This is a genomic window from Oceanipulchritudo coccoides (assembly GCF_010500615.1).
In the GTDB taxonomy this organism is placed as follows: Bacteria; Verrucomicrobiota; Verrucomicrobiia; order Opitutales; family Oceanipulchritudinaceae; genus Oceanipulchritudo; species Oceanipulchritudo coccoides.
Genome location: NZ_JAAGNX010000002.1, coordinates 380,574 through 404,960, shown reverse-complemented (window position 1 = coordinate 404,960; position 24,387 = coordinate 380,574). Strand labels below are relative to the sequence as shown.

Genomic DNA, 24,387 nt, shown 5'->3' with positions numbered 1-24,387 from the left:
AGCCGTCAGGGGAAATGAATGGCCTCAATACCGGCCAGCGTGGCGGCATCCAGAAAGGTGACCACCGCCTGGTAAGGTGCATCATCATGTGGCTGAATTCGTAGTGATGGTTCACTACCGGATAGCCTGCACGTGTTGAGGAAAGTCTTAAGCCTGTCACACAAGGACCTGTAGCCCGTGGATGAGCCCAGCAGGTCAAAACTCGAGCCGTTCCACAAGACTGTTCCCGAGGGAGAAATTGTCATCTGCTGTTCATCAATCGATTCAAGGGGATCAAGAGCCATGCCGGCCGACCCAACCGGACACGGGAGGTCCGCCTCGCTCTTCTCGAGTGAACTGGTTGTCATGAAGTAAACAAGCATGAGGAAGACGCAATCGATCATCGGGGCGATTGGAATCTCGGGGGCATCCATTGGCCGTCGCTGACGCATCCAAATGCCTCAGTTTTCAAAAGTTCCCAGGACCACCTCATCCGCACCAGCCGTACGAATTTCCTCGAATATCTCCTTCCAGAACTTCCAGGGAAGCGAAGGGGGACCGCGCAGGAGCAGCTCGCTCCCCTCGCCTCTCTTCTCAAGCAGGCCCTCCAAAGCTTTGCCATCAACCTGCTTGTTGTACCAGAATATCCTGCTCGAGTCGGCATCCGGAATAAGCGTGAGAACATCCCTTGGTGGTGCCTCAGCGGGGACTTGTGCCGTCTCCGAAACAGGAAGGCTTGTCTCTGGACGGGAATCCTTGGCAAGCGTGCTCACCGTCATGAAAAATACCAGCAGCAGAAACACCATGTCGATCATAGGAGCCATTTGGAAGGGCTCCTCCTGGCGTCGGGTTCGTTTACGCATGCATCCACCTTGGTGACCGGCGGGCGATCAAAAAAGGCTTTCTTTTACCTGAATTTGGGTAAGCAGCCCAACTCACTAATTAGCAAAATCAGTCGGTCTTATTTTTCGATGTAAAGAATCTCTACTTTTGACAAAACTGGTTCTGAATTTTATTAAGGAGTACTCCCCCTGAAGCAGGATTTACAGGAAATCTCAACGAAGGAGGGATAATGAAACGGAGAAATTGCTGCGGCGACTGGGTATGTGTAGTAATACTGTTTATTCTCAGTGCATATTTTGCTAATGGATTGCTAGCCGAAAAGATGGTAACACTTGAATTTCTTGGGACTCCGCCAGGGTATTATGAGTCGTCTGCTGCCATAATAACAACAGATGTTTCTTCAGATGGTTCAATTATTGTCGGCGGATTATACGAATACAACATGATCTCCGACGATGCCGACGATGAATACTCGATCTTTATCTGGGAAAACGGTGTTTATACTCTCTTGCCTGAAATTGGTCGGTGTACACCTATTATAACTGACGATTGTGCCCATATTGTTGCGGAATTAGGATCCGGATTCAGATTTGGGAGTAAATGGAGTTTCACTACAGGAGAAGGATGGGTTCGATCGGAGTTGCCTCATTGGGGGGAAAATCGTTTTTTAATAGAAGCTGTTTCTGGTGATGGAAGTATTACAGTAGGGTCTGCCTATTACGGTGACACCTATATCAAAGAAGCCTGCTGCTGGAAACCAGGCCGTACCGGCACAGTCTTAATGGGGTTGGGCTTTTCAGACCTTGGCGAAAGAGAAAGCAACGCTTATGATGTTTCCTCAAATGGTTCAGTCATAGTGGGTGCAGACAACACGGGAGGTAATCAATATATCCCAGTTCAGTGGATAAATTATAAAGTCAGCATTTTACCGAAACTACCAGGATACGAAACGGAGGCACATTTCGCAAGGGCGGTTTCTGATGATGGTTCTCTAATCCTTGGGCTTGTGGGAGATGACAATAGACCGTCCAAATTCATGATGTGGAAAAATGGCCATCCTGAAATTCTCTTTGAAAATACTGGTCAACTCCGCTTTCTCGACATTTCACGAGATATGAAATCCATGCTTTTGGTCAGTGACACTGGTAGCCAATACACAACAGAAATGATGGATTGGCAACCCATAGCACTGAATCAATTTGTCGACTCTTATGGGATTAACCGACAAGGGTTTAATCTTTCAGCAACTGCCATAAGTGGGGATGGAAGTACCGTTGTTGGCCTAGCGTCTAGAGATGCTGGGGCTAATTATGAGACCTCTACATTCCGTTTGCAAATACTGGAATCGGGCAGGGCAAATTTCGGTCCATTTGAAGTTCGGGTTGACGGCTACTGCGACACCACTCCATGGCTCAGCTGGCTCTGGGTGGAAAACGATCCCTGGGTCTGGAGCGTGGACATGAACCACTGGCTCTATTGCCCCGGCGAGAATGTCACCGAGAACGGCGCATGGGTCTATATCCCGAAATAGGGATTCATCCGTACAGAAAGAGTCGAAAAAAGCTGCAGAAACACAATTTCGATCATTGGAGCCATTTGGAAGGCCTCCTCCTCACGTTTTGCTCGCTTTCGCATATAGCTGAGGAAAACAGGAAATTTGGTCCCTGTCAGGATGGTAAACTGGTCAAATTTGAGCTGAAGACCCGGTCTTTATTGTGCGGTTTCCGAAAACCGCTGCTCACGGATGACGGTGACCTTGATGGTTCCCGGATACTGGAGCTCGTCCTCAATGCGGCGACGAATATTCCGCGCGAGCAAGCCGGCGTCCGCTTCACTGACGGAACCCGGGGAGACAATCACACGGATTTCACGCCCGGCCTGGATGGCATAGGCCTCGGAGACCCCTTCCATGGACTGGGCAATTTCCTCGAGGCTGCGTACCCGGTGAAGATATCCATCCAGGCTGTCGGCACGGACCCCCGGTCGTGTGGCGCTAAGGCTGTCAGCGATCATCACAAGGGCCACATATGGGCTTTCTGCAGGGACTTCACTGTGGTGTGCAGCAACCGCATTGACCACCTTCGGATCTTCGGTCCCTAGACGTTTCAGGAGATAGCTGCCGGCAAGGGCATGGCTGCCTTCATGATCCTGATCAAGGACTTTTCCAATATCATGGAGGAGGCCACTTCGCTTGGCCAGTTCGGTATCCAGCCCGAGCTCTGAAGCAATTAAGGCACATAGATTAGCCACCTCGACGGAGTGCTCGAGTGAGTTCTGATTATTCGAGAGACGAAATCTCAATTTTCCCAGACAAGATACAATTTCCGGGTGCATGCGATTGAGCCGGAGACGGCGCAAGGCATCTTCACCACTGTCAACAACGCTCTGCTTGACTTCCTCTTCAGCGCGATTGACGGCCTCCTCAATACTGCTCGGGTGAATGCGGCCATCCTTGATGAGAGCCTCAAGGGCAAGGCGGGCGGTCTCCCGGCGAACCGGGTCAAAAGATGAAATCAAGACGCTGTCAGGTGTCTCATCGATTAAAAGCGTCGTTCCCGTCATGGACTCGAAGGACTTAATGTTACGCCCTTCCCTGCCGATAATACGACCTTTCATATCATCGCTTGGAATCGCCACAATCGTCGCTGTGATATCCTCCTGCGGGGCCGCGCTCAGCCTTTGCATGCAAGCGATAAGCGTCCGTTTGGCCTCTGCCTCGACTTCCTTTTCCGAGCGGCCCAAAAGCTCCTCTTTCAATTCCCGGACCTCGTCTTGAATATCGTGCCGGACCTGCTCCAGCAATTGTTCCCGGGCTGAATCTACCGTCAGCTGGCTCACTTCCTGGAGGCGGGTGCGATATTCCGCTATATTTTCGCGGAGACGATCCTCCGATCGCTCAATGACATCGTAGCGTTCATCCAGCTCTGACCGCCGCTTTTCGAGCTTTTCGCGTTCCTTTGCAACTGCACTTGCCCCCACAGCCGTCTCTTCTTCAAGACCACGAATCTCGATTTCGCGTCGTTTGAGCTCCCGGTCGGCCTCAGCCTGCCGCTTTTCCAGAGCAATTTCCTCGCGCAGCTTCAACTCCTCAATTTCGAGGGTCTTTTCGCGTTCGATAATCCGGCAACGCTCCGAAAGAAGCGCTTCGTCAGTTTTCTTGCGACGCTGATAGACGAGGAGGGCGAGGACTCCCGCCAAGAGGAGACCCGCGACAAAGGCGGCTATGATACTTATCAACCCCATATTCAGTTCCGATCCAAAAAGAACCGGAAGGTCCGCTTCCGGAAATCCGTCAAACGCATTTTGATAGCGATAGGGGTGCCTTGGTCCGTGTCAAGAAAGCCTTCTCAGCCGATTGCCCCAAAAAACTTCTTCGCGGAGGCCACCGCGTAGTCGCGGTTCATTTTGGCAATGAAATCGAGGCTGATGCCTTTCGGACAAGCCGCTTCACACTCACCGATGTTGGTACAGTTGCCGAAGCCGGCACCATCCATGGCGTTGACCATGCTTAGTGAGCGGCGGTCCTTTTCGGGCTTACCCTGCGGAAGCATGTTCAGCTGGCTCACCTTGGCCGAGGTGAAGAGCATGGCCGACGCATTCGGGCAAACTGCCACGCATGCGCCGCAGCCGATACAGGCCGCTGCATCCATCGCCTTGTCAGCGATTTCCTTGGAAATCGGAAGGGCGTTTGCGTCCTGCGCCGCGCCCACGCGCTGATCAACAAATCCGCCCGCCTGCATGATCGTATCAAGCGGAGTCCGGTCAACGACGAGGTCCCTCATCACCGGGAAAGGCTTTGAGCGGTAGGGCTCGATCGTGATCGTATCCCCATTGCTGAAACTGCGCATGTGCAACTGGCAGGTCGTCTGCAAGGCATTCTTACCGTGGGGAATACCATTGATTACGAGGGAACACATCCCGCAGATACCCTCACGGCAATCATGGTCGAAAGCCACAGGATCCTTGTCCTCCGCGATCAGTTGCTCGTTCAACAAATCAAGCATCTCCAGGAAGGAAGAAGAGGTGGAGACCTCATCCATCTTGTAGGTCTCAAACTGGCCGGTTTCGGAGGCGTCCTTTTGACGCCACACTTTCAAGGTGATTTGAATGTTTTTCTCAGACATTATTTTTCCTGTCTCTTAAATTATCGGAAAGTTCCTTATTTGTAACTGCGTATACCGAGGTGGACATTCTCGAAGGAAAGAGGCTCAACATGCTTTGCGGGAGGATTTTCCAATCCCTTGAACTCCCAGACGGAAACATTGGCGTAATTTTCATCATCGCGGACGGCTTCCCCCTCTTGAGTCTGGTGTTCCTCGCGGAAGTGACCGCCACATGATTCATCACGGTCCAAGGCGTCGTAGCACATCAGCTCGGCAAACTCAAGATGGTCGGCTACCCGGCCCGCACGCTCCAGCTCGATATTCAATTCCTCGGGCCCGCCAGGAATCTTCACGTCTTCCCAGAATTTTTTCCGAAGTTCACGGATTTTCTGGATAGCTTCTTTCAGGCCAGCTTCGTTCCTCGCCATGCCGCACTTGTCGAGCATGATCTTGCCCAACTCAATGTGGATACTTCGCGGACTGGTCTTTCCTTGAATGGAAACCATCTTATCGATCTTCTCCTTCACGGCCGCCTCAGTTTCCACAAAAGGTGCTGAGTTTACGTCCGTCTTGCCGGCTTTGCTCAGAGGCACTTGGGAAGCAAGGTAATTGCCGATCACATATGGGGTAATGAAATACCCGTCTGCAAGCCCCTGCATCAGCGCCGATGCCCCAAGTCGATTCGCCCCATGGTCGGAGAAATTGCACTCGCCCGTGGCGAACAGACCCGGAATGGAAGTCATCAGGTTGTAATCAACCCAGAGTCCGCCCATCGTATAGTGTGGAGCAGGATAAATCTGCATGGGTTGCTCATAGGCGTTGGCGCCCATGATATTCTCATACATGTCGAAAAGATTGCCGTAGCGCTCCGCGATCACGTCTTTGCCGAGGCGATTAATGGCATCCGCAAAATCGAGGAAAACGCCATACCCGGTCTTTGCGACACCGCGTCCGTCATCGCAGGCTTCCTTGGCAGCACGGCTTGAAATGTCACGCGGTGCCAGGTTGCCAAAGCTTGGATACTTCCGCTCGAGGAAATAATCGCGTTCATCTTCGGGAACTTCGGACGGCTTGATCTCACCGTCGCGGACCTTGGCGGCCATCTCCCGGGTTTTGGGAACCCAGACACGCCCATCATTGCGAAGCGACTCAGACATGAGCGTCAATTTTGACTGATGTTCACCTTCCTGCGGAATACAGGTCGGGTGGATCTGCGTATAGCAGGGGTTGGCAAAGCCTGCTCCACGACGATGCGCGCGCCAAGCCGCGGTCACGTTACAACCAGCAGCATTTGTGGAAAGGAAGAACACCGTCGAGTAACCGCCGGTTGCCAGCACCACAGCGTCCGCGGCCCAACGATCAATCTTACCTGTGACCAGGTTTCGCGTGATGATCCCCTTGGCTTCACCATCGACCAGAACCACGTCCAGCATCTCATGGCGGTTGTACATCTTGACCTGGCCAAGACCGATCTGGCGACTCAAGCTCTGGTATGCCCCAAGCAGCAGCTGCTGTCCGGTCTGGCCACGGGCATAAAAGGTACGGCTCACTTGCGCGCCGCCGAAGGAACGGTTGGCAAGCATGCCTCCGTATTCGCGGGCAAAGGGCACACCTTGCGCGACACACTGGTCGATGATGTTGCTCGAGACCTCAGCCAGACGGTGCACATTGGCTTCACGGCTCCGGAAGTCTCCTCCCTTGACTGTGTCGTAGAAAAGCCGATACACGCTGTCGCCGTCGTTCTGGTAGTTCTTGGCGGCATTTATACCGCCTTGGGCGGCAATGGAGTGCGCCCGCCTGGGACTGTCCTGATAGCAGAAACACTTCACCTGATAGCCGAGTTCGCCAAGCGTCGCCGCAGCGGCTCCACCGGCAAGCCCGCTTCCCACAACAATCACGCTGTATTTGCGCTTGTTGGCGGGATTAACCAGCTTGTAATTAAATTTTGCGTTGGTCCACTTTTCCGCAACCGGACCCTCGGGGATTTTTGATTCCAAATTCATGATAAATTCCTCGTTACTCAATGAGTGGCTATGAGTGGCGTGATGGGCTCAAGTATGCCCGTCAGGCTGGCCACCGGGATGGAGGCGAAGCCGATAAAGACCACAATGGCCAGGGCTAGGGCAATCCGGTCGAGACGCACCCGCCAAGCCGCGTTACGCAGACCCAGACTCTGGAACATACTGCTGATACCATGCATCAGGTGGAAGCAGAGAAGGGCCATCGAGATAATATAAAAAACGGAGACATACCAGAACCGCGGTCCAAATCCGTGGACCACCATGCTGTAGACGTCGTGCACGTGCGTCTTACCGATCGCCGTCAGTTTGTCATTTACGTGGTGCATGGTCCCCACTCCCTCGAGCTGTGTTTCCAGCTCCTTGAATTCCGGATGGATGTTCTGCACCGTGAAATGCATGATATGGAACACGATGAAGACCAGAAGGATCGTCCCGCTGTAACGCATCGTCCGACTGGCAAAACTCGCCTGAAGATGGGCCTTCTCCACGTAGCCCGCCGGACGCGCCCGCTTGTTTTCCACGACAAGCAGAATAGCCGTCACAATGTGGGCAATCACACAGACCAGGAGGACCAACCGTACGACCCAGAGCAACCCGTAGGGCAGGTTTTGCAGCTTGTACGCATACTCGTTGATCCAGTCTGGGTGGAGAAACATCTGCAGGTTCCCCACCATGTGGCCAATGACAAATCCGACGAGGACCAGTCCGCTGAGGGCCATGATGTATTTTTTTCCTAATGAACTCATTTCCTGATTATTAAAAAGTATTCTTAAATATTGGGATTGGGGATAATAAGCAATGGTTATACAGTAAAGGATTTAAGGACAGGGGCTAGATGGGGCGCAGGGGTATAAGGTGTGTTTTTGTGGCCGTTAAGCACCTCTAATGCAAGCACGGGCTCCCCCTGCTGCCTGAATTAACGGTTGAAGGCTTGCCACGAAGGAGTGTCAGGGCAAAATTTACTGACCATGCCGAAGGAAATGCACGCACTGAAAGCCCGTTTCCAGAATGTCCTGGTGACTGGCGCCTCCTCCGGGATTGGGCAAGCGGTGACAAAGCAGCTTCTGGAGGAAGGCCTTGAAGTGTATGGCACAACGAGGGATCCGGAATACACTGCCGGGCCGGACGGCCTCCGTTGGCTGAAGCTGGAAGGCGGAACGGCCGAAGGAATGCAGACTTTCATCGAGGACAACCGCGATGTGCTGGAGCAGATAGACATCCTGATCAACAACGCGGGCTGGTCCAGCTTTGGAAACCTGACGGCTGGCGATGGGGAATCCGTGGAGAAGCAGGTCCAGTTACTCTTGCACACCCCGATCCAACTGACGCGGGCGGTTCTCCCGGGAATGCGCAAGCGCGGCAAGGGCTGCATCCTCAATGTCAGTTCGCTGGCCGCCTGTTTTCCGCTCCCTTTCATGGCGACTTACACCGCCGGCAAAGCGGGTTTAAGTGCCTTCACGCAGAGCCTGATCACCAGCGAGCACGGAACAGGCCTTGCCTTCATTGATTTTCAGGCGGGAGATTTCCGGACAGCCTTCAATGAAAACATGTCGCGACCGGAAAGTCTGGAAACAAGTGAACTGCGCGCATGGGAACAATTTGAGAGGCATCTTCAGGCGGCCCCGGAAGCCAGCTTGGCGGCCTCCGACATGATCCGGGCGATCGCGAAGGGAAAAAGCAGTGTTGTCCGCAGCGGTGGATTCTTCCAAAAATGGGTTGCCCCGATGGGCCTTCGAGTCCTTCCCGTTTCCTGCCTATTGCGGGCAATTCGCAGCTATTACAAGTTGCCTTCGAAGTGAGCTTGCCTCAATAGATGGCGATAAATGCGAGACCCGATGATAAATTACCAGACAGCCACGCGCATCGCCGCAAGCACAGGAACACCCGTCTTTGTCTATGATGAAGCTCAATTAAAGGCACAGGCGGAAGCAGCCCTCACTATTCCGGCCCCGTTCGGGTTGACTGTTCGCTATGCCATGAAGGCGGCCCCGACACGAGCCATCCTGCGCCTCTTCTCGGACAAGGGACTCCATTTCGATGCCAGCAGTGGTTATGAGGCGGAACGCTTGTTGGCCGCCGGTATCGACGCCAGCAAGATCTCACTCAGCACGCAGGAACTTCCAGTGAATTTTGTAGAGCTGGTTCAGCAAGGCATGTCCGTGAATGCCTGCTCATTAAACCAGCTCGAGACTTACGGGAAAGCCCTTCCTGGGACTCAGGTCGGCCTGCGCTTCAATCCTGGCCTTGGCTCGGGCGGAACCAACCGCACCAACGTTGGCGGGCCTGCCTCCAGCTTTGGGATATGGAATGCCAAGGTGGAAGAAGTCCGGGCAATCCTTGAAAAATTTAGCCTGTGCGCATTTCGCATCCACACGCATATCGGTTCAGGGAGCGATCCGGAGGTCTGGAAACGGGCGGCAAGCCTGAGTCTGCGAATGGCGGAGGCATACGAGACCGTCACCCATTTCAACCTTGGGGGAGGATTCAAAGTAGCCCGGGTTGAGGGGGAAAATTCAACCGACCTCCAGGCCTGCGGGGCGCCTGTCGCGCAACTGCTGGAGGACTTTGCCGAAAGGACCGGCCGCAAGTTGCATTTTGAAATTGAACCGGGCACCTTCCTCATTGCCAATGCTGGCGCACTCCTGACCCGCGTGCAGGATATCGTCGATACCGGGGAAGAGGGTTATTCCTTTCTAAAAATTGATGCCGGTATGACGGAGATTCTACGGCCGTCCCTTTATGGGGCCCAGCATCCCATCGAACTCCTGCAGGCGAAACCCGGTACGGTGCGCCGACCGGTCATTGTCGTTGGCCACTGCTGTGAATCCGGCGATATCCTGACACCTGCTCCCGGAGACCCGGAAGCCCTGTCGGCAAGAGATCTTCCGGATGCCCGGATCGGGGACTTTGCCTTGATTGGCGGGGCGGGTGCCTATTGCTCCGCGATGTCCGCCAAAAACTATAATTCATTTCCGGAGGCCCCGGAAATCCTGTTGTGTACCGATGGATCCATCAAAGTGATCCGCAAGCGTCAAACCCTGGAACAAATCCTCGTCAACGAGGCCTGAGGGGATTCCTCTCAAAATGCCTGAACTCTTCAAGTCCTATCCTCTGGGTGATCCGGTCAATGGAAGTCCGCACAGCGTTTGTGTGAGTCTTCCCACAATGGCCGATGTGATTGGCTATGAGGAAAAGGATCCGAAGGTTCTATCATCCTTCACGGCTGGTTATCCGCGCTTTTTCAGGAATCCGCTCATCACGGATTTGTCCGTTCGTCTGGAGCAGGAGGGTTGCATGATGGCAACCGATCCCCTCCTCCCCTCCGAGGCCGTGGCTCGCGACTTGAGCCACTTTCTCGGCTTGAACGATCATAGCATCGCACCGATTGAGGAAATCTGGACGATCCGCCTGCATGGTGACCCGGAAATCCAGAAGGAGGCTGGCATTTTTCTTCAACATACCGGTGCGGGACTCTCTTCCCGGGAAGCGGGTCACTTTCTTCAAAAGTGGTTTGATGTCCCGGAATTCGAAGAGGAGCGCCGGTCTGGAAGTGCGGAAGAAAACGGAGCGGTCATCCGGAGCCACCTCCATTCGGTCTATGGGACTGCGGCCGAATCAGATATCAGGCTCTTTCGTAGCGGGATGAATGCTTTCTACACGGGTTTCCGTGCCCTGCAGTCGATTCAGATGGACCGTGGCCGGGACCTCTGGATCCAGCTCGGATGGCTCTATGTGGACACGGCACGGATTCTTGAACGCTTTGCCCTTCCCAACGCCGATCCGATCCAGTTGTACGAAGTGATGGACCTGTCAGAACTGAAGGATACTCTCGCGGAACATGGACACCGTGTCGCGGGGATTGTCACCGAGGTCCCGACCAACCCGCTTGTGCAGACTCCCGATGTTGAGCAATTACGCGAACTTGCAGACAAGTACAAAGCTGCCCTGATCCTGGATCCCACGCTTGTCAGCCCGCACAACCTGAATGTCCTGAAGTATGCGGATCTCCACATCAACAGCCTGACGAAATACGCCGCGTCGGAAGCCGATGTCATGATGGGGGCCCTTGCCTTGAATGCGGAATCGCCGTTTTATGACGACCTGCTGCCCGTCGTTTCGGCGTTTGGCTCGCGCCCTTCAGATGGTGACTTGGGACGAATGGCTATCCAGATAGACCGTTATCCCGAAACAATCCGCCAAATCAATGCCTCTACCGGAAAAATAGCGGAGTTTCTCGCGAATCATAAAAGCGTGGACTCAATTTTCTGGGCGCACAACCAACCGGCCGCCTACAACTACAACTGGCTGCAGCACAGGGAAGCCGGACCGGGCGGGATCATTTCATTCAGCCTCAATAAGCCCGTGGCCGAATTCTACGATCCTTCCTGTATCGTGAAGAGTCCAAGCTTCGGAGCGCGATTTACGATGATGTGCCCTTTCATGTATCTGGCCCATTACGACATGGTGAAAACCGCCAAAGGCCGAGCAATCCTGAAGAAGCATGGGATCGACCCGGACCTGATTCGCCTCTCGGTCGGCACGGAGCCCGTTGAGGCTATTATCGCCGAGCTTGGTCGTACACTCTAAGCCCGTTTTGTATTACACGCTTGCCTCAAACCGAGTCGGCATTACCCCATGATCCTTTATGCAGGAACGTCCAGAGATAGATATTGATAAATTGGCCATGCTGGCGCGCATCCATCTTACCGAGGAGGAGAAAGCCGCCTTTGCGGGCCAGGTTTCGGATATTCTCGGCTTTTTTCAAAAGCTCCAGGAAGTGGATGTGGAAGGAATTGAGCCGATGGCCCACCCATTCGATGTCGCTGGACCCCTTCGTGAGGATGTCCCCGGAAGCCCGTGGGAACCCTCCCGCGCACTGAAGAACGCACCTGCTTCACGCACTGACCAGATCGTGGTGCCAAAAGTTGTCGAAGACGCATAAGCCCGGTTTACCATGGATACTGAAGGAATATTGGAAGCATCCGCGATTGAGTTGGGAAAAGCCCTGCACAAGGGCAAGGTCAGCTCGGTCGAGATTTGCACGGCTTTGGCAGACCAGGTGGAGGCCATCGATCCGGAAGTGGGCGCTTTCCTGACCCTCGACCGGGAGAAGGTCCTCGAAGCGGCGGCGGCCAGCGACGCACGGCGTGAAAAAGGCAAAAAATTGAGCCCGATCGATGGTATACCGGTCGGCATAAAGGATGTGATGGCCATCGAGGGAGAGCCCCTGACCTGCGCCAGCCGCATTCTTGAGAAATTCAATTCCCCCTACACGGGGACCGTTGGCAACAAATTGCTTTCAGCGGGACTGATCCCTTTCGGGCGCCTCAACATGGATGAATTTGCCATGGGATCGTCGACCGAGAATTCGGCCGTCAAGAAGACCCGCAACCCGTGGAATACCGAGCATGCCCCCGGCGGAAGCTCCGGCGGAAGCGCGGCTGCCGTGGCAGCGCGTGAATGTCCGTGGAGCCTCGGCTCCGACACCGGTGGATCAATCCGCCAACCAGCGGCATTCTGTGGGGTTGTCGGGTTGAAGCCCACCTACGGGCGCGTTTCCCGGTTTGGCTTGGCGGCCTTTGCCTCGAGTCTCGACCAGATTGGCCCGATGGGGCGCAGTATCGACGATGTGGCAACACTTCTCGATGTAATCAGCGGACCGGATCCGCTCGACTCAACTTCGTGGCCGGAAAAACTGGAAGCGGCCAGCGTCCAGTTGCACATGCCGGATGAGCCGCGCAAGCTGGGAATCCCGGAGGAGTATTTTGGTGAAGGAATCCAGCCGGAGGTCCGGTCGGCCGTCGAGGAAGTGATCGAGGTGTATCGAACTGTCGGATACAAAATTAAGAAAATCTCCCTTCCGCACACCGGGCTGGCTGTCCCGACTTATTATATTATCGCGACGGCGGAGGCATCCTCCAATCTGGCTCGCTATGACGGCATCCGCTACACCCATCGCTCGCCAAAAGCCGTGGACGGAATCGACCTGTATTACCAATCCCGTGGCGAAGGCTTCGGACAGGAGGTCAAGCGACGCATCATCCTGGGCAGCTACGTCCTGAGTAGCGGGTACTACGACGCGTACTACAAGCGCGCCCAGCAAGTTCGCACCCTCATCCGCAACGATTTCCTGAAAGCCTTCGGCGAAGTCGATGCGATCCTTACCCCCACGACCCCGAGCCCCGCTTTCCAAATTGGAGAGAAGGTTGATGACCCGATTTCCATGTATCTCGCTGACATCTTTACGATCTCGGTTAATCTCGCCGGCCTTCCGGGATTGTCGATGCCCTGCGGATTATCAGAAAGTGGTTTGCCGATTGGCTTTCAGTTGATCGGGCAGCCCTTTGCGGAAGGAAACCTTCTGCAAACCGGAAAGGCTTACGAAATAGCGCAACCATTCAAGCACCGGCCCGCGCTGGTTACCAACAACGGAAAGTAATCGACCATGCCAGAATACGAAGCCGTTATCGGACTGGAAGTCCACGTGCAGTTGAAGACCGCGTCGAAGATGTTCACGGATGCTCCAACTGGTTTTGCCCAGCCACCGAATTCATTGACGAATGCCATCGTCATGGGCCTGCCCGGTGCCCTGCCCGTCCTGAACAAGGGAGCGATTGAACAAGCCATTCGCATGGGATTGATCTTCAATTGTGAGATTCCTGAAGTCTTCCAGTGGGACCGGAAAAACTATTTTTATCCGGACAGTCCAAAGAATTACCAACTGACCCAGATGGATGCGCCTGTCTGCATGGGCGGTGAGGTGGAAATTGAATTGTCCGGGCCGTCTCGCAACCAGATGGGCGAGCACAAGATTATTCATTTGGATCATGCCCATCTTGAGGAAGATGTCGGCAAACTGACCCACTTTGAAAAGGAGTCGCTGGTTGATTACAACCGGGCCGGTACACCTCTCCTTGAAATTGTCACTCAACCGGATTTGAGAAGTGCGGATGAGGCGGTTGCCTTGCTCCAATCAATCCGCATGCACCTGATGGCGGCAGGCGTTTCCGATTGTGACATGGAAAAGGGCCAGATGCGCTGCGATGCCAATGTCAGTGTCCGACCGAAAGGCCAATCGGCCCTCAATAACCGGGCGGAAATGAAAAACCTCAATAGCATCACAGGGGTCAAGAACGCTATCAATTACGAGATCAAGCGCCAGTCGCGGGCCTACGACAAAGGAAAGGAAGTCCCGCAGGAAACGCGCCGCTGGGATGCCGATGCGAGTCGCACAACTTCCATGAGATCAAAGGAGGAAGCGCACGACTACCGCTACTTTCCCGACCCGGATCTGCTTCCAGTCAGGTTTCCAAGGTCGCGGGTGGAAGAATTGAAAGCCAGTCTTCCGGAAGGGGTCTTTGTCCGTCAACGCCGTTATATGGAGGCGTATTCATTGCCCTACACGGTCACTTCGGTCATCTGCTACGATCACGAGCTAACGGGGTTTTTCGAGGAGGCCATGGCAACCTACAACAAAAACCCGAAGGCCCTCGCCAATTATATCGCGAATGAACTCCAACGCGAACGCGCCCAGGCGGAAGGCGACGGCATGCTTCCCATGGAACAGGTCAAGCTGGTTCCCGGTGAGCTTGCGGGCCTGGTTCGTTTGATCGACGAAGGCAAACTGACCAAGCACCTTGCCCGCGATGTCCTGATTGAAATGTTTTCTTCCGGCAAATCCGCCGAGTCCATCATTGAGGAAAAAGGCATCAAGGCTGAACCTACCGACTCAAGCGAACTTGAGCAGTGGTGCCGCGATGCCGTGGCCGGCAATGCTGTAGCGGCCCAGCAAGTACGCGATGGCAACGAAAAGGCTGTCAACAGCTTCATGGGGCCGATCATGAAGGCCTCCAAGGGCAAGGCCAATCCGCAGGCCGTGCGCGACATGCTCCTCAAGATAATCGCTGAGGGGTGACCCTCAGGACTTTTTTATGAGTTTCAGGAATCTGGCGGGAGTCAGGGCCGGAACCGGTGAAAGGAGCCCTCTATTTCAATCAGCAAGAAAACTTGAATAAGGCTAAAACCCGGCCCGGAGGCGTTGAATGCGCTCGTACCAACCGACTGGATAAAGGCTTGCGATGGGCCTGCGCTGTCGAAGTTTTGGGACGCGCTGGTCAACAAATTGCGCCTTGCAGGTGTTCCATGAGTCCATGAAAGCTTCACTTGGCGGATGGGTCTCGAGAACAGAATCGGCCCATTTTCCAAATTCCGGAAGAAGGGATTCCCTCGCCGAGCGCCATTGTTGAAGAAGCCGGACAGCGTCTGCGGTGTCTCCCCATTCATAGGGCTTTGGGGCTGAATCGTCGAGCCACGGCCCCATTTGGGCAGGACTTTCTCCATCCGGTACCAAAGGAAAACACCTGATCGAAAGGGCCTGAAGAAGCCATGGGGAATCGAGTGAGAAATCATTCAGGAGCAACGTGCTGTCCCATGTGAAAATCCGGTGCAGGGCGAATTCAAATGGCATTCCTGAATTCCAGATGATGAAGGGCTTCCTCGCCCAGCGAGGCGGACCGCCTCCCTCCGTGATAATCTCCACTTCACCAGCGGCCTCGGGCCAGCGGTCAACGATGGCGCGGAGGCGATTGCCATAAGGTCGCCACGATTTCCCGTGAAGCCAAATCCCGGTTCGTGGCTTGGCAGCTTCCGGGCGAGGCACCAATTCCTCCTTGGAATACAACTGGGGTTGGGGGGCCACACCAATAAACCGTTCAGGAATCCAGCCGAATTTCTCCCTCAAGATGGGAGGCATCCAGGAATCACCGACAAGAACCTTTCCCGTACAGCGCAAATGCCATTCAAAATGGCGCTCCCAGCGGGGGAACCAATGGTGCAGGAAAAGCAGTTTGTGGGATGTGGGGTCGAGCGGGCCGAACGCATCCGATCCGAACCCGTCGTGGTAGATGGACATGGCAGAATCGCCGCCCGTTGCCTCGATCCATTCCGCGAAGGTCTTCTTGACGGACCCGAAAAGACGGCTCTCCTCCGCCCCTGAAGCGATTCCCCAGACAAAGACGGGCTCCTTTGTTGCCTCCTGCCAGGCATGAATCCGGTCCCAACCGGTGCGGGGTGCGTGAAATATGTGCCTGGCCGGAATCACAGAAGAAAGTCTTCAAAATGTAATTCCGCTTTGCAAAGAGAATGAGCGCTTATTTACCTGTCCCTATGAACAAGGCTGCCGTTATTTACCTCTCCCCCTGGGGAAAGGTGACCGGGTCGCTGATCGACAGCCTGGAATACTTGATTGCCCTCAAGCGATCGGGCGTCCCTGTGCAACTGGTTTATATGGGCTGGAACCAGGGCCTGCCGGAAAAACTGATCCGGGACCGCTATGCGCTGGAGTTTGATCCGCTTGAGGATGCAATTTTCCTTCCCCTGCGCTGGCAGGTTGTGGCCCAAAAATTTGATCGCGTCCTGTTACCTTACAACACCTACCGGCGGATCTTCTGGTGGTTGCGGGCTCGGGAGACCTTTGTCCTTCCGAGCATGTGGATGCGAAGGGATGCCCGATGGCCGTTCGGCTTTCCCGTGGAACGGGGAAAGGTGACTTACCTGCTGAATCCCAAGCAACACGACTATCGGCTGAGGAATGTTGTTCCCTACGAGAAAAAGCTCCTGCTCGATTGCCTGAAACAACCGGCGACAACGGAAAACAACCTGCTCATCAATTGCCAATCCTCCCATAAGCAGCACTCCGCGGAGGAGATTCACAAGGCGGCAAAGGACATTCCTCATGACAAACTTCTAGTCCTGTGTGGTAAACGTCAGGCAGCATATTACCGGAATGCCGGATTCACGGTCCTGACCCCGCCCGTGGAGGACTTCTTCGCCCGATTCAGTCGATACCTCTATCTGCCGGCAATTGATGGTTACGACGAAAACCCGCGTCTGCTCATTGAGTGCGCAGCAATGGGCAAGGAGATCCATTTTCCGGAGGAAAGCTGCACGGATCCGCACACCCTTGGGAAGTACCAGCGGCTCAAGGAATCAACTCAATCCTTCCAGATCAAGGCGGACGACTTTGTCTTACAGCAGTTCAAGGCGTGACCGGAACTAGCTGTGCCGGATGATTCCCCTCCAGCCAAAACGGAGTCGCTTTGTACGCATGTGGTAGAGACTCAGCGGTGCCCACCCCGGGAAGGACTTCCCTGCACGGATCCTCGCGTCGGGCAAGGCGGGCAAGGCTGCCAGTTGATCCGGGTTTAGAAGCTCGTGGAAACGGGAGAGATAATATTGCGGGTCGTGGATTCCTGCCAGCTCTTTGGTTTTTAGAGGCGAAGGCATCGCGGAACCCGCTTTTTCCAACCGGGCAATGAGATGTGCCGCAGCGGTCACATTGCCCGGCGGATATAGATTTTCAGTCGTCAATCCGGCCGGCAAGGGAGCTCCCGGATGAAAGTCCGGATACACCGCACAGAGACCAGCATGGGCTCCTTCAATAAGGGAAAGCGGCGTGCCTTCATAATCGCTCATGAAAAGCAGGTAGCGCCACCTGCGAATGGCCTCCCAATAAGCCCGCCCCTCAAGCCAGCCGAGGAAACGGACATTCGTTCTTCCTTTCAAGCGCCGGCGCAGCTCATCCTCGAAGTCACCACTGCCCAGAACATGCACTTCATACTTGTCCAATAACTGGTCACATGCCGTGAGAAAAGCCGGAAGCCGGTCGAGCCGCTTTTGTTCACGCTTGATCCGCCCGATAATTCCAATGACGGACGGGCCTTCCCCCGCCTCGGGAACAACAGCAGGAAGCTCTACGGGACTGTCGAGGAGCATAAAGCGTTCCTTGGGCCAGTCGGGAAGCAACTCCATGCTCTTTTGATGCAGGCCCGGATTGATGTTTACAAAGGCGTCGAAGTAGGCGGCAAAATGCTGGAGCATTCCGGGAAATCCCGGGAAATCCGAGTGGAGAAACCCGACCCGGCAGGGAGCCGGATCCAAATCATGGACAAGCTCCACTCCCCAGCAATTGTGGTAGACGGAAACAGCCGGTTTCAACGAGTCGACAGCATTTCGGTAGCGCTCACGAATTCGGCGAACGGAAGTGGACAGCTCAGCACAAAGGGCATCGGAAGAGGATTCCGGCTGGTGAGGGGCTGCATCGCGAAAGGAGATTGCCCGATCCTTCCCCCCTTCCAGATGCAATTGAATCATACGCTGCATCCCGCCGGGGGTGTAGAGGTAATTGGTGTGATGCAGGTAATGTTCTTTCATCCCTCCGCGTATCGCATCATTCCCGGGCGACCTTTTCAAGACCCGGTTGCCATTGGGCGCAGACTTGCTTTTGACTCGCCCAATCAAGTCCCGGGCTTAAGCCTTTTCACGCTGTGATCCGCATCCTGACGAACGAGTTCTTCCCGCGAACAGGTGGCATTGCCACTTACAGCCTTGAATTAGCCAAGGCCTTGGCGGCGCATGGACAGAAAATTGTTGTTTCCTGCCCGGATTTTCCAGGCCCCGTTCCCCGGATGCCCTTTGCCTGGGATCGCTTTAAAAGCCGCGGGTCGCAGGACCCGGACGACTTGTGGCGACTGCAAAGGGTCGTCAAACGGCACTGCCGGGAGTCTCCCGGAGCGGTCTTGCTCCTGACTGAGCCCGCTCCCGTTCGCTCCCTTCTCCTTTTCCAGCGGTTCTTCGATTTATCAAGAACTCCGCTCTGGATCACCTTTCACGGATCTGAATTGTCGCAATTCACGCGGAACAACTTCTGGAGAAAGCGCCTTTTGAAGCTGTTTCCCTCGGTCGATCGCCTAATCGTTAACAGCGCCTTCACGCGCACCCTGCTTTTGGAGGCATTCCCGGATTTGAAAGAGCGGGTCCATATTATTCCGCCAGCCGTTTCTGAGGAGTGGAAGAAGGCCTTTGCAATACCTGAAAAGCGATCCGGCGACGAAATCCGTATTCTCACAGTGGCCCGAATCCATCCCCGAAAAGGACAAGTTGAAGTAGTTAAGGCGTTGTCATCCATTCAGTTAAAAAACCATAACCTCCATTATCAGGTTGTCGGGGATGCCCGGAGAAGCCTTTGGCAAAAGCATCTCGAGGCGGCAACAAGTGCCTGCCCATACCCGGTCGAGCTTTCCGGAGCCCTGCAGGGAGAAGATCTCCAACGGGCCTTTTCCAACGCGGACATCTTTGTCATGGCCAGCCAGCCCGACCCCGCGAGCATCGAGAGTTTTGGGATTGTTTATCTGGAAGCAGCCGCGGCGGGCCTGCCAGTTATTGCCGCTGATGTCGGCGGGGTCCGGGAAGCTGTCAGGGATGGGGAAAATGCCATTCTGGTGCCGCCCGGTGATGCCAAAGCGCTTCAAGAAGCGCTCATCCTGCTGATTCAGGATCCGGAGATGCGCCAGCGAATGGGAGCGGCCGGAAAGGCATTGGTGGCTGATTGCTCGTGGAAAGCCAATGTGCGGGGGCTGCTCGAATGAGTGGGAATACACAATTCTGGACCCATATCGGTGAGCGGGTCTGCGCACCTTTGTATTTCAGTATGTGTCACTGGATTCATGAGCAGATCAGCGGCCGCAATATGCGGAAGATCCTCTTTCTGGCCCGTGACGGCCTGATTTTAAAGGACACTTGGGAACTTCTTTACGGCAAGGAAGGGTCACCTGCACCGCTCTATCTCTGGGCCTCACGCCGATGTCTGCGCATTGCCCGGATGGAGCGGCTCGGCGATTCCGAGAAAGCCCTGATTCTCTCAAGGAAGAACCTCACACCGGCCCAATGCTTGCACCAACTGGGTCTCGATTTTCCGGAGCCGGGCGCGGACACAGGCGTAGCCTGGAATGCTCCCCTGCGTTCCCGGCAAGACCGTGAGGCCTTCATGGACTATCTGGATTCTGTTTCGGGAAGAATCCTCAAGCAGGCCAAGGAGGAACGTGAGTGCCTGCTCGCTTATCTGGAGTCGGTGGGACTGATCACTGCCACAAAAGAACCGGTGGCCCTCGTCGATCTGGGCTGGCAAGGTAATCTGCAGGCAGCACTGCAGGAATTATTGAATAATTCCGGAAGCCAGACGGAGCTGCACGGTTATTATATGGGAACCATTGCCCCAGTCGGTGTGCAGGATTCCAAGCGCACCTCGGGCCTCTATTTCAATCACTCCTCCCCGGAAAAGCCATGCCGCGCCATCAGGCACTGCCAGCTGCTTGTGGAAACGCTCTTTGCGGCACCGCATCCGTCCATTAAGCGCATCCGGAGAGAGGGCAATTCCTTCAAGCCAGAATATGTTCCCGTTGATGAACATGCCGATATCCAACCTTCCCTGATCTTGATGCAAAGGGCCGCTTTGGCACACATCCAGAAAAAGCGGGAATGCTGGGAGGCTGATCCAGCAATGCCGCTGGAGGAGGGCTTTGCTGAATTGACGCGCCTTTTGAGGAAGCCCAACGCCAAGGAAGCCCAGATCGTTGGGAATGTGAACCACTTTGGCGGCTTCGGGCAGGCGCTTGATCTCCATCCACTGGCCCGTCCGGAAGGATCATCCACATCTGTCTGGAACTTGCGCAACCAATACCGTCGGGCTTACTGGAGAGCAGGGTTTTTAAAGCGCCTGAAGCCATGGCAGCGGCTCGCCCTTGCCCCACTGATTATTGGCATGCCTCCCGATCGATCATGAGGAGCCCGACATTCTCCTTGAAAAACAATGTTGGCGGACTGAATCTCACGATGTGGCAGAAGTAGGCATCATCATGCGGACTCAAAGCCGCCCCATGCTTCTGGAGCGCGCTATCCAGAGCGTATGCGACCAGTCATTCAAGGATTGGGAACTGGTCATTGTGAGGGAAAACAACAGCCCCGACACCGTGGATCAAGTACTGGAATCCCTGAGCCCGGAAAACCGAAGCAAAGTCCGGCACATCCATCTGCAAGAGGCCGTCACGGAGGGAGCGGCGCTAAATGCTGGACGGATGCTGCTCGAGAGCCGCTTTGTCCTCGTCCACGATGATGGAAATTCGCTTCACCCGGAATTTCTTGAGCGGACAACCGGATATCTGAAGGCTCCGGCTCATCCCTCGGTCAAGGGTGTCGTGACCGGTACCGAACAGGTTTTTGAGCGCGTCGAGGAAGCCTCCATAGAGACAACAAGCCGTGCCCCCTTCAATGACTGGCTGCAACACATCAGCATGCGGCGACTGCTTGCCGAGAATGTTATCGCCTCGATCGCCTTTCTTTATGATCGCGAGGCCTGCGAGAAGGCGGGCGGCTTTGATGAATCCCTTCCTGTCCTGTACGACTGGGAATTCTATGTGCGCTTCCTCACCCTCTATGAAATAGCCGTCCTCCCGGAGGTGCTCGCCTTTATGCACCAACGTGGAGAACCGTCCGATGCCCATGAGCACGCGCAGCGCAGGCTGTTTTTTGACAACCTTCTGAGAAACCGTTGGCTGCGTTCAGACATTCAGAACGGGCGAACGGGTCCCGGAGTCATCGCCAACGAGGCCCGCATGCTGAGGAATCTCACGCAGAAGTTCAAAAAACGCTCCCTTCGCCTGTTTAAAAAAGCTTAGCCCCTATATTTAACCTTGAAAAAGGGGCATTTGAGGCTGACCGTTTCCGGATGTCTAAAATTGGTGCAATCATGCGGACCAAGAACCGACCGGTTCTGCTTGAACGGGCAATCCGTAGCGTCTGTGAACAAACCCTCGGAGACTGGAGCCTCGTGATTGTCAATGACGGTGGCGACCCGGAACCGGTAAATCGTCTCATTGAAGCCCTTCCCGCCGAGAAAAAAAGCAAGGTCCAGTGCCTGCATCATCCCGAATCCGTAGGGATGGAAGCCGCCTCCAACGCCGGCCTGAATGCCCTCGACAGCAAATACGCGCTTATCCACGACGATGACGATTCCCTTCACCCGGAATTTTTTGCGAGGACCTCCGCCTATCTGGATTCCCCGCCCCACCCCTCCGTCAAGGGCGTGATAACACACACCGAGCGGGTCATTGAGGCCATCGAAGGGGATTCCGTCCGCCAGCTCCGGACTTTTCCCTACAATGACTGGTTGCAGCATATCAGCTTGCGCCGGATGCTCGCTGAAAATGTCTTCGCCCCGATCGCTTTCCTATTTGACCGCGAGGCCTGCCATGAAGCAGGTGCGTTCAGGGAAGACCTTCCCGTTCTCGGAGATTGGGATTTTAATGTGCGCTTTCTGTCCCGGTATGAAATTGGCCTGATTCCCGAACAGCTCGCCTATTACCACGATCGCGATCACAGCGGCAACGGTGACTACGCCAGCTCGGTTCAGGCGAAAGCACACCTGCACGCTTTCTATGACAACCTCCTCCGCAACGAGTGGCTGCGCGAGGATATCAAGAGCGGGCGCACCGGGACCGGGGTCATCGCCAACGAGGCACTTATGCTTTGGGACCTTGCCTGGGACGTGAAGAACGAGTTTAAAAAACGCCGGTTCAGTCTCTTTAAGAAAAAATGAGCCCGGAGTTTGAAGGCCATTTGGCGGATGTTGAGGTGCTTTCCCTCGATATCTTTGATACGGTATTGGGACGTCGCTGCGCGCTCCCTGACGATACTTTCACAATTCTTGAGACTGAACTGGTTGAGCGCTTTGGAGAGGCCTTCAATCACTTTGCTCAAATTCGCCGCGACGCGGATTCGAGGGCCCGACGCCGGGCATGGGACGAACGGCAGTCTGAGGAAATCCTGCTGGATGACATCTATACGCTTTTGAAGGAAGACTATCCGGCATGGCCCCTGGATGCGGCTGAATTGATTGAGCACGAAATGGCGGTCGAGAAACGCCTGCTCTATCCGCTGGAAAACGCCAAGGCCATGATTCGGTCCGCGCGCGAGGCCGGCAAACGGGTGATTTTAATTTCCGACATGTATCTCCCCCAGACCTTTTGTGAGGATTGCCTCCGGGAAAACGGGTTTGAAGATTATGACGCCTTCTATCTCAGCTCGACGATTGGAAAGCTGAAACATACCGGAAAGCTTTTTCAGCATGTGCTCGATGATCTCCAGATCTCACCCGAAAAACTCCTTCACGTGGGGGACAACCCACGCAGCGATGGAAAGCAGGCGGCCAAGCTGGGCATCCGTACACTTCAAATCGGCAAGGCCATTGATTCAATCGACCGCTTTTCCGGAAACCCCTGGGAACCGCTTCTTCTTAAATCCTCCCGCAGCCCCCAGGAGAGCCTCCTTCTTGGACTTTCGGCACGGGGATGTCTCCGGGAAGATCTGCACGAGGATCCTTTCTGGTATCGCATTGGATACCAATTTGCCGCCCCGCTGATTTATGGATACGTGCAATTCCTGATTGAAAAGCTGCGTGGCCGCGGGATCAAAAAGGTTTATTTCCTCTCGCGTGACGGCCACATCCTGAAGCAGGTGTATGAGATTCTCACGACAAATTTGAGTGACTGCCCTGAAGCAGATTATCTTTTTGCCTCCAGACGGGCTTTGAATTTTGCCTCAATTCACGAACTGGACAAGGTCACTGAGGACTGGCTTGCCGAGGGGATCGGCCTTACTATCGGGGACTTTTTAAGACGCATCAACATCGACCCGCAGGCACATCTTGAATCGATCCGTGAGTGTGGCTTCGACAACATTGATCACCCGGTTGTTGGTGGTCACGAATACGAGAACCTGCGCAAACTATACCACCATATTTCCCCTGCGCTCCTTGAGGCAGCGGCAAAGGAACGTTCCATTTACCTTTCCTACCTGAGACATAAGGGGGTCCTCGATGACCAGTCCTTTGTTCTTGTTGATGTCGGTTGGATGACATCCATTCAGCGCTCCTTTGAAAAGCTCCTGCGACCCGAAGCGCCAGACCTGCCCATCGAGGGGTATTATCTTGGGACTTATCCACAAGCGATTGAACGGTCCGGTCCACTGTCAAAGCATGTGCACTATCTCATGGAGTACGGTTTCCCGGAGGACACGATGGATATCATTCGCCACTGCGTCTGCCTGGTCGAGTTTTTCTTTGCCGCGCCCGAACACACTTTTCTTTTCATGGAGGGTGATACCGACACGGGCTTTAGTCCGGTGCTGGCAAAGGATCATGATAATCAGGATGACCTCCCGGCACTAGCCGAAATTCATGGTGCCGTTATCGAATATGTACAAGAGATCATGCGCGCCAGCAACGGACCGGGTAAGGGAGTCCCGCCGAAGGATGTAATGCGTTTGCTTCAACGCCTTCTCGTCGAGCCCTCTGCAGAAGAAGCTACCCGGCTTGGTGCGGTTAAATATGCCGATGGCTATGGTTCATATTTTCGGCACAGTTGCATGGCTGGACCATCAGGGTTCAAAGGTCTGGGAATCTCCAAGAAATTGTGGAAACAGGAATTCAAGCAATCCCACTGGCGGAAAGGTTATTATACCCAATTAAGCCGTCCTGAACGGATGCTCTTTAAATTACTCTACCCCGCTGCCCGCTTCAGCAAACCGCACGGTTAATTTTACCCGGACTG

The 24,387-nt window shown here is 54.6% G+C and carries 21 protein-coding genes; 13 read left to right on the top strand and 8 right to left on the bottom strand.

What is annotated here, in order from left to right:
- Window positions 1–5: 5 nt before the first annotated feature.
- Together G0Q06_RS07330 and G0Q06_RS07325 are read right to left on the bottom strand one after the other, a co-directional pair.
- On the bottom strand, window positions 6–431 hold the full coding sequence (locus G0Q06_RS07330) for an ExbD/TolR family protein (RefSeq protein WP_163963988.1): 426 nt from the start codon (window positions 429–431) through the stop codon (window positions 6–8).
- A gap of 9 nt (window positions 432–440) precedes the next feature.
- Window positions 441–842, bottom strand: coding sequence for an ExbD/TolR family protein (locus G0Q06_RS07325; RefSeq protein WP_163963986.1), 402 nt, complete (start codon window positions 840–842; stop codon window positions 441–443).
- 209 nt (window positions 843–1,051) lie between these two features.
- On the opposite strand from G0Q06_RS07325, the gene G0Q06_RS07320 reads away from it, so the two are divergent.
- The gene (locus G0Q06_RS07320) at window positions 1,052–2,353 is read left to right on the top strand and encodes a hypothetical protein (RefSeq protein WP_163963984.1); all 1,302 of its coding nucleotides are present in this window, start codon (window positions 1,052–1,054) and stop codon (window positions 2,351–2,353) included.
- A 179-nt stretch (window positions 2,354–2,532) separates the two neighbouring features.
- On the opposite strand, the gene rny is transcribed toward G0Q06_RS07320, so the two are convergent.
- The 4 genes from rny to G0Q06_RS07300 form a co-directional block, all read right to left on the bottom strand.
- On the bottom strand, window positions 2,533–4,059 hold the full coding sequence (rny, locus tag G0Q06_RS07315; protein WP_163963982.1) for a ribonuclease Y: 1,527 nt from the start codon (window positions 4,057–4,059) through the stop codon (window positions 2,533–2,535).
- 110 nt (window positions 4,060–4,169) lie between these two features.
- A complete protein-coding gene (locus tag G0Q06_RS07310) occupies window positions 4,170–4,946 on the bottom strand; it encodes a succinate dehydrogenase/fumarate reductase iron-sulfur subunit (protein WP_238710403.1) in 777 nt (258 codons plus the stop codon).
- Window positions 4,947–4,981: 35 nt separating this feature from the next.
- On the bottom strand, window positions 4,982–6,928 hold the full coding sequence (locus G0Q06_RS07305) for a fumarate reductase/succinate dehydrogenase flavoprotein subunit (protein WP_163963980.1): 1,947 nt from the start codon (window positions 6,926–6,928) through the stop codon (window positions 4,982–4,984).
- A gap of 17 nt (window positions 6,929–6,945) precedes the next feature.
- Entirely contained in the window at window positions 6,946–7,692 is a 747-nt protein-coding gene (locus G0Q06_RS07300; protein ID WP_163963979.1) for a succinate dehydrogenase cytochrome b subunit, read from the bottom strand.
- 234 nt (window positions 7,693–7,926) lie between these two features.
- Here G0Q06_RS07300 and G0Q06_RS07295 point away from each other — a divergent pair, with 234 nt between their 5' ends.
- Genes G0Q06_RS07295 through gatB form a run of 6 tightly spaced genes read left to right on the top strand, consistent with a single transcriptional unit; the run spans window position 7,927 to window position 14,861 of the window.
- On the top strand, window positions 7,927–8,745 hold the full coding sequence (locus G0Q06_RS07295; protein WP_163963977.1) for an SDR family NAD(P)-dependent oxidoreductase: 819 nt from the start codon (window positions 7,927–7,929) through the stop codon (window positions 8,743–8,745).
- A gap of 36 nt (window positions 8,746–8,781) precedes the next feature.
- Window positions 8,782–10,014 carry a diaminopimelate decarboxylase gene (locus G0Q06_RS07290; RefSeq protein ID WP_238710397.1) on the top strand — a complete coding sequence of 411 codons (1,233 nt, stop codon included), beginning with the start codon at window positions 8,782–8,784 and terminating at the stop codon, window positions 10,012–10,014.
- 16 nt (window positions 10,015–10,030) lie between these two features.
- Complete coding sequence (locus G0Q06_RS07285; RefSeq protein WP_163963973.1) at window positions 10,031–11,533, top strand: PLP-dependent transferase; 1,503 nt, start codon at window positions 10,031–10,033, stop codon at window positions 11,531–11,533.
- Between the two features lie 58 nt (window positions 11,534–11,591).
- Window positions 11,592–11,888 carry an Asp-tRNA(Asn)/Glu-tRNA(Gln) amidotransferase subunit GatC gene (gatC, locus tag G0Q06_RS07280; protein WP_163963971.1) on the top strand — a complete coding sequence of 99 codons (297 nt, stop codon included), beginning with the start codon at window positions 11,592–11,594 and terminating at the stop codon, window positions 11,886–11,888.
- Between the two features lie 12 nt (window positions 11,889–11,900).
- Complete coding sequence (gene gatA / locus G0Q06_RS07275) at window positions 11,901–13,385, top strand: Asp-tRNA(Asn)/Glu-tRNA(Gln) amidotransferase subunit GatA (protein WP_163963970.1); 1,485 nt, start codon at window positions 11,901–11,903, stop codon at window positions 13,383–13,385.
- A gap of 6 nt (window positions 13,386–13,391) precedes the next feature.
- Window positions 13,392–14,861, top strand: a complete 1,470-nt coding sequence (gene gatB / locus G0Q06_RS07270; RefSeq protein WP_163963968.1) for an Asp-tRNA(Asn)/Glu-tRNA(Gln) amidotransferase subunit GatB — start codon at window positions 13,392–13,394, stop codon at window positions 14,859–14,861.
- Window positions 14,862–14,963: 102 nt separating this feature from the next.
- Here the strand turns inward: gatB and G0Q06_RS07265 are convergent, their stop codons facing one another.
- Complete coding sequence (locus tag G0Q06_RS07265) at window positions 14,964–16,046, bottom strand: hypothetical protein (RefSeq protein ID WP_163963966.1); 1,083 nt, start codon at window positions 16,044–16,046, stop codon at window positions 14,964–14,966.
- 65 nt (window positions 16,047–16,111) lie between these two features.
- Here G0Q06_RS07265 and G0Q06_RS07260 point away from each other — a divergent pair, with 65 nt between their 5' ends.
- Window positions 16,112–16,993 (top strand): hypothetical protein, encoded by an 882-nt coding sequence (locus G0Q06_RS07260; RefSeq protein ID WP_163963964.1) that lies wholly within the window; start codon window positions 16,112–16,114, stop codon window positions 16,991–16,993.
- Window positions 16,994–16,999: 6 nt separating this feature from the next.
- Here G0Q06_RS07260 and G0Q06_RS07255 read toward each other — a convergent pair whose 3' ends face one another.
- Window positions 17,000–18,157, bottom strand: coding sequence for a glycosyltransferase (locus tag G0Q06_RS07255; protein ID WP_163963962.1), 1,158 nt, complete (start codon window positions 18,155–18,157; stop codon window positions 17,000–17,002).
- Between the two features lie 113 nt (window positions 18,158–18,270).
- Here G0Q06_RS07255 and G0Q06_RS07250 point away from each other — a divergent pair, with 113 nt between their 5' ends.
- The 5 genes from G0Q06_RS07250 to G0Q06_RS07230 are packed head-to-tail and all read left to right on the top strand — an operon-like array spanning window position 18,271 to window position 24,373.
- On the top strand, window positions 18,271–19,371 hold the full coding sequence (locus tag G0Q06_RS07250; RefSeq protein WP_163963960.1) for a glycosyltransferase: 1,101 nt from the start codon (window positions 18,271–18,273) through the stop codon (window positions 19,369–19,371).
- The gene (locus G0Q06_RS07245) at window positions 19,368–20,564 is read left to right on the top strand and encodes a hypothetical protein (protein ID WP_163963958.1); all 1,197 of its coding nucleotides are present in this window, start codon (window positions 19,368–19,370) and stop codon (window positions 20,562–20,564) included. The genes G0Q06_RS07250 and G0Q06_RS07245 overlap by 4 nt, the downstream gene beginning before the upstream one ends.
- Before the next feature lie 52 nt (window positions 20,565–20,616).
- Window positions 20,617–21,456 carry a glycosyltransferase family 2 protein gene (locus G0Q06_RS07240; protein ID WP_338045115.1) on the top strand — a complete coding sequence of 280 codons (840 nt, stop codon included), beginning with the start codon at window positions 20,617–20,619 and terminating at the stop codon, window positions 21,454–21,456.
- 50 nt (window positions 21,457–21,506) lie between these two features.
- A complete protein-coding gene (locus G0Q06_RS07235) occupies window positions 21,507–22,376 on the top strand; it encodes a glycosyltransferase family 2 protein (RefSeq protein ID WP_163963954.1) in 870 nt (289 codons plus the stop codon).
- Complete coding sequence (locus G0Q06_RS07230; protein WP_163963952.1) at window positions 22,373–24,373, top strand: HAD family hydrolase; 2,001 nt, start codon at window positions 22,373–22,375, stop codon at window positions 24,371–24,373. Before G0Q06_RS07235 ends, G0Q06_RS07230 begins: the two co-directional genes overlap by 4 nt.
- Window positions 24,374–24,387 lie beyond the last annotated feature (14 nt).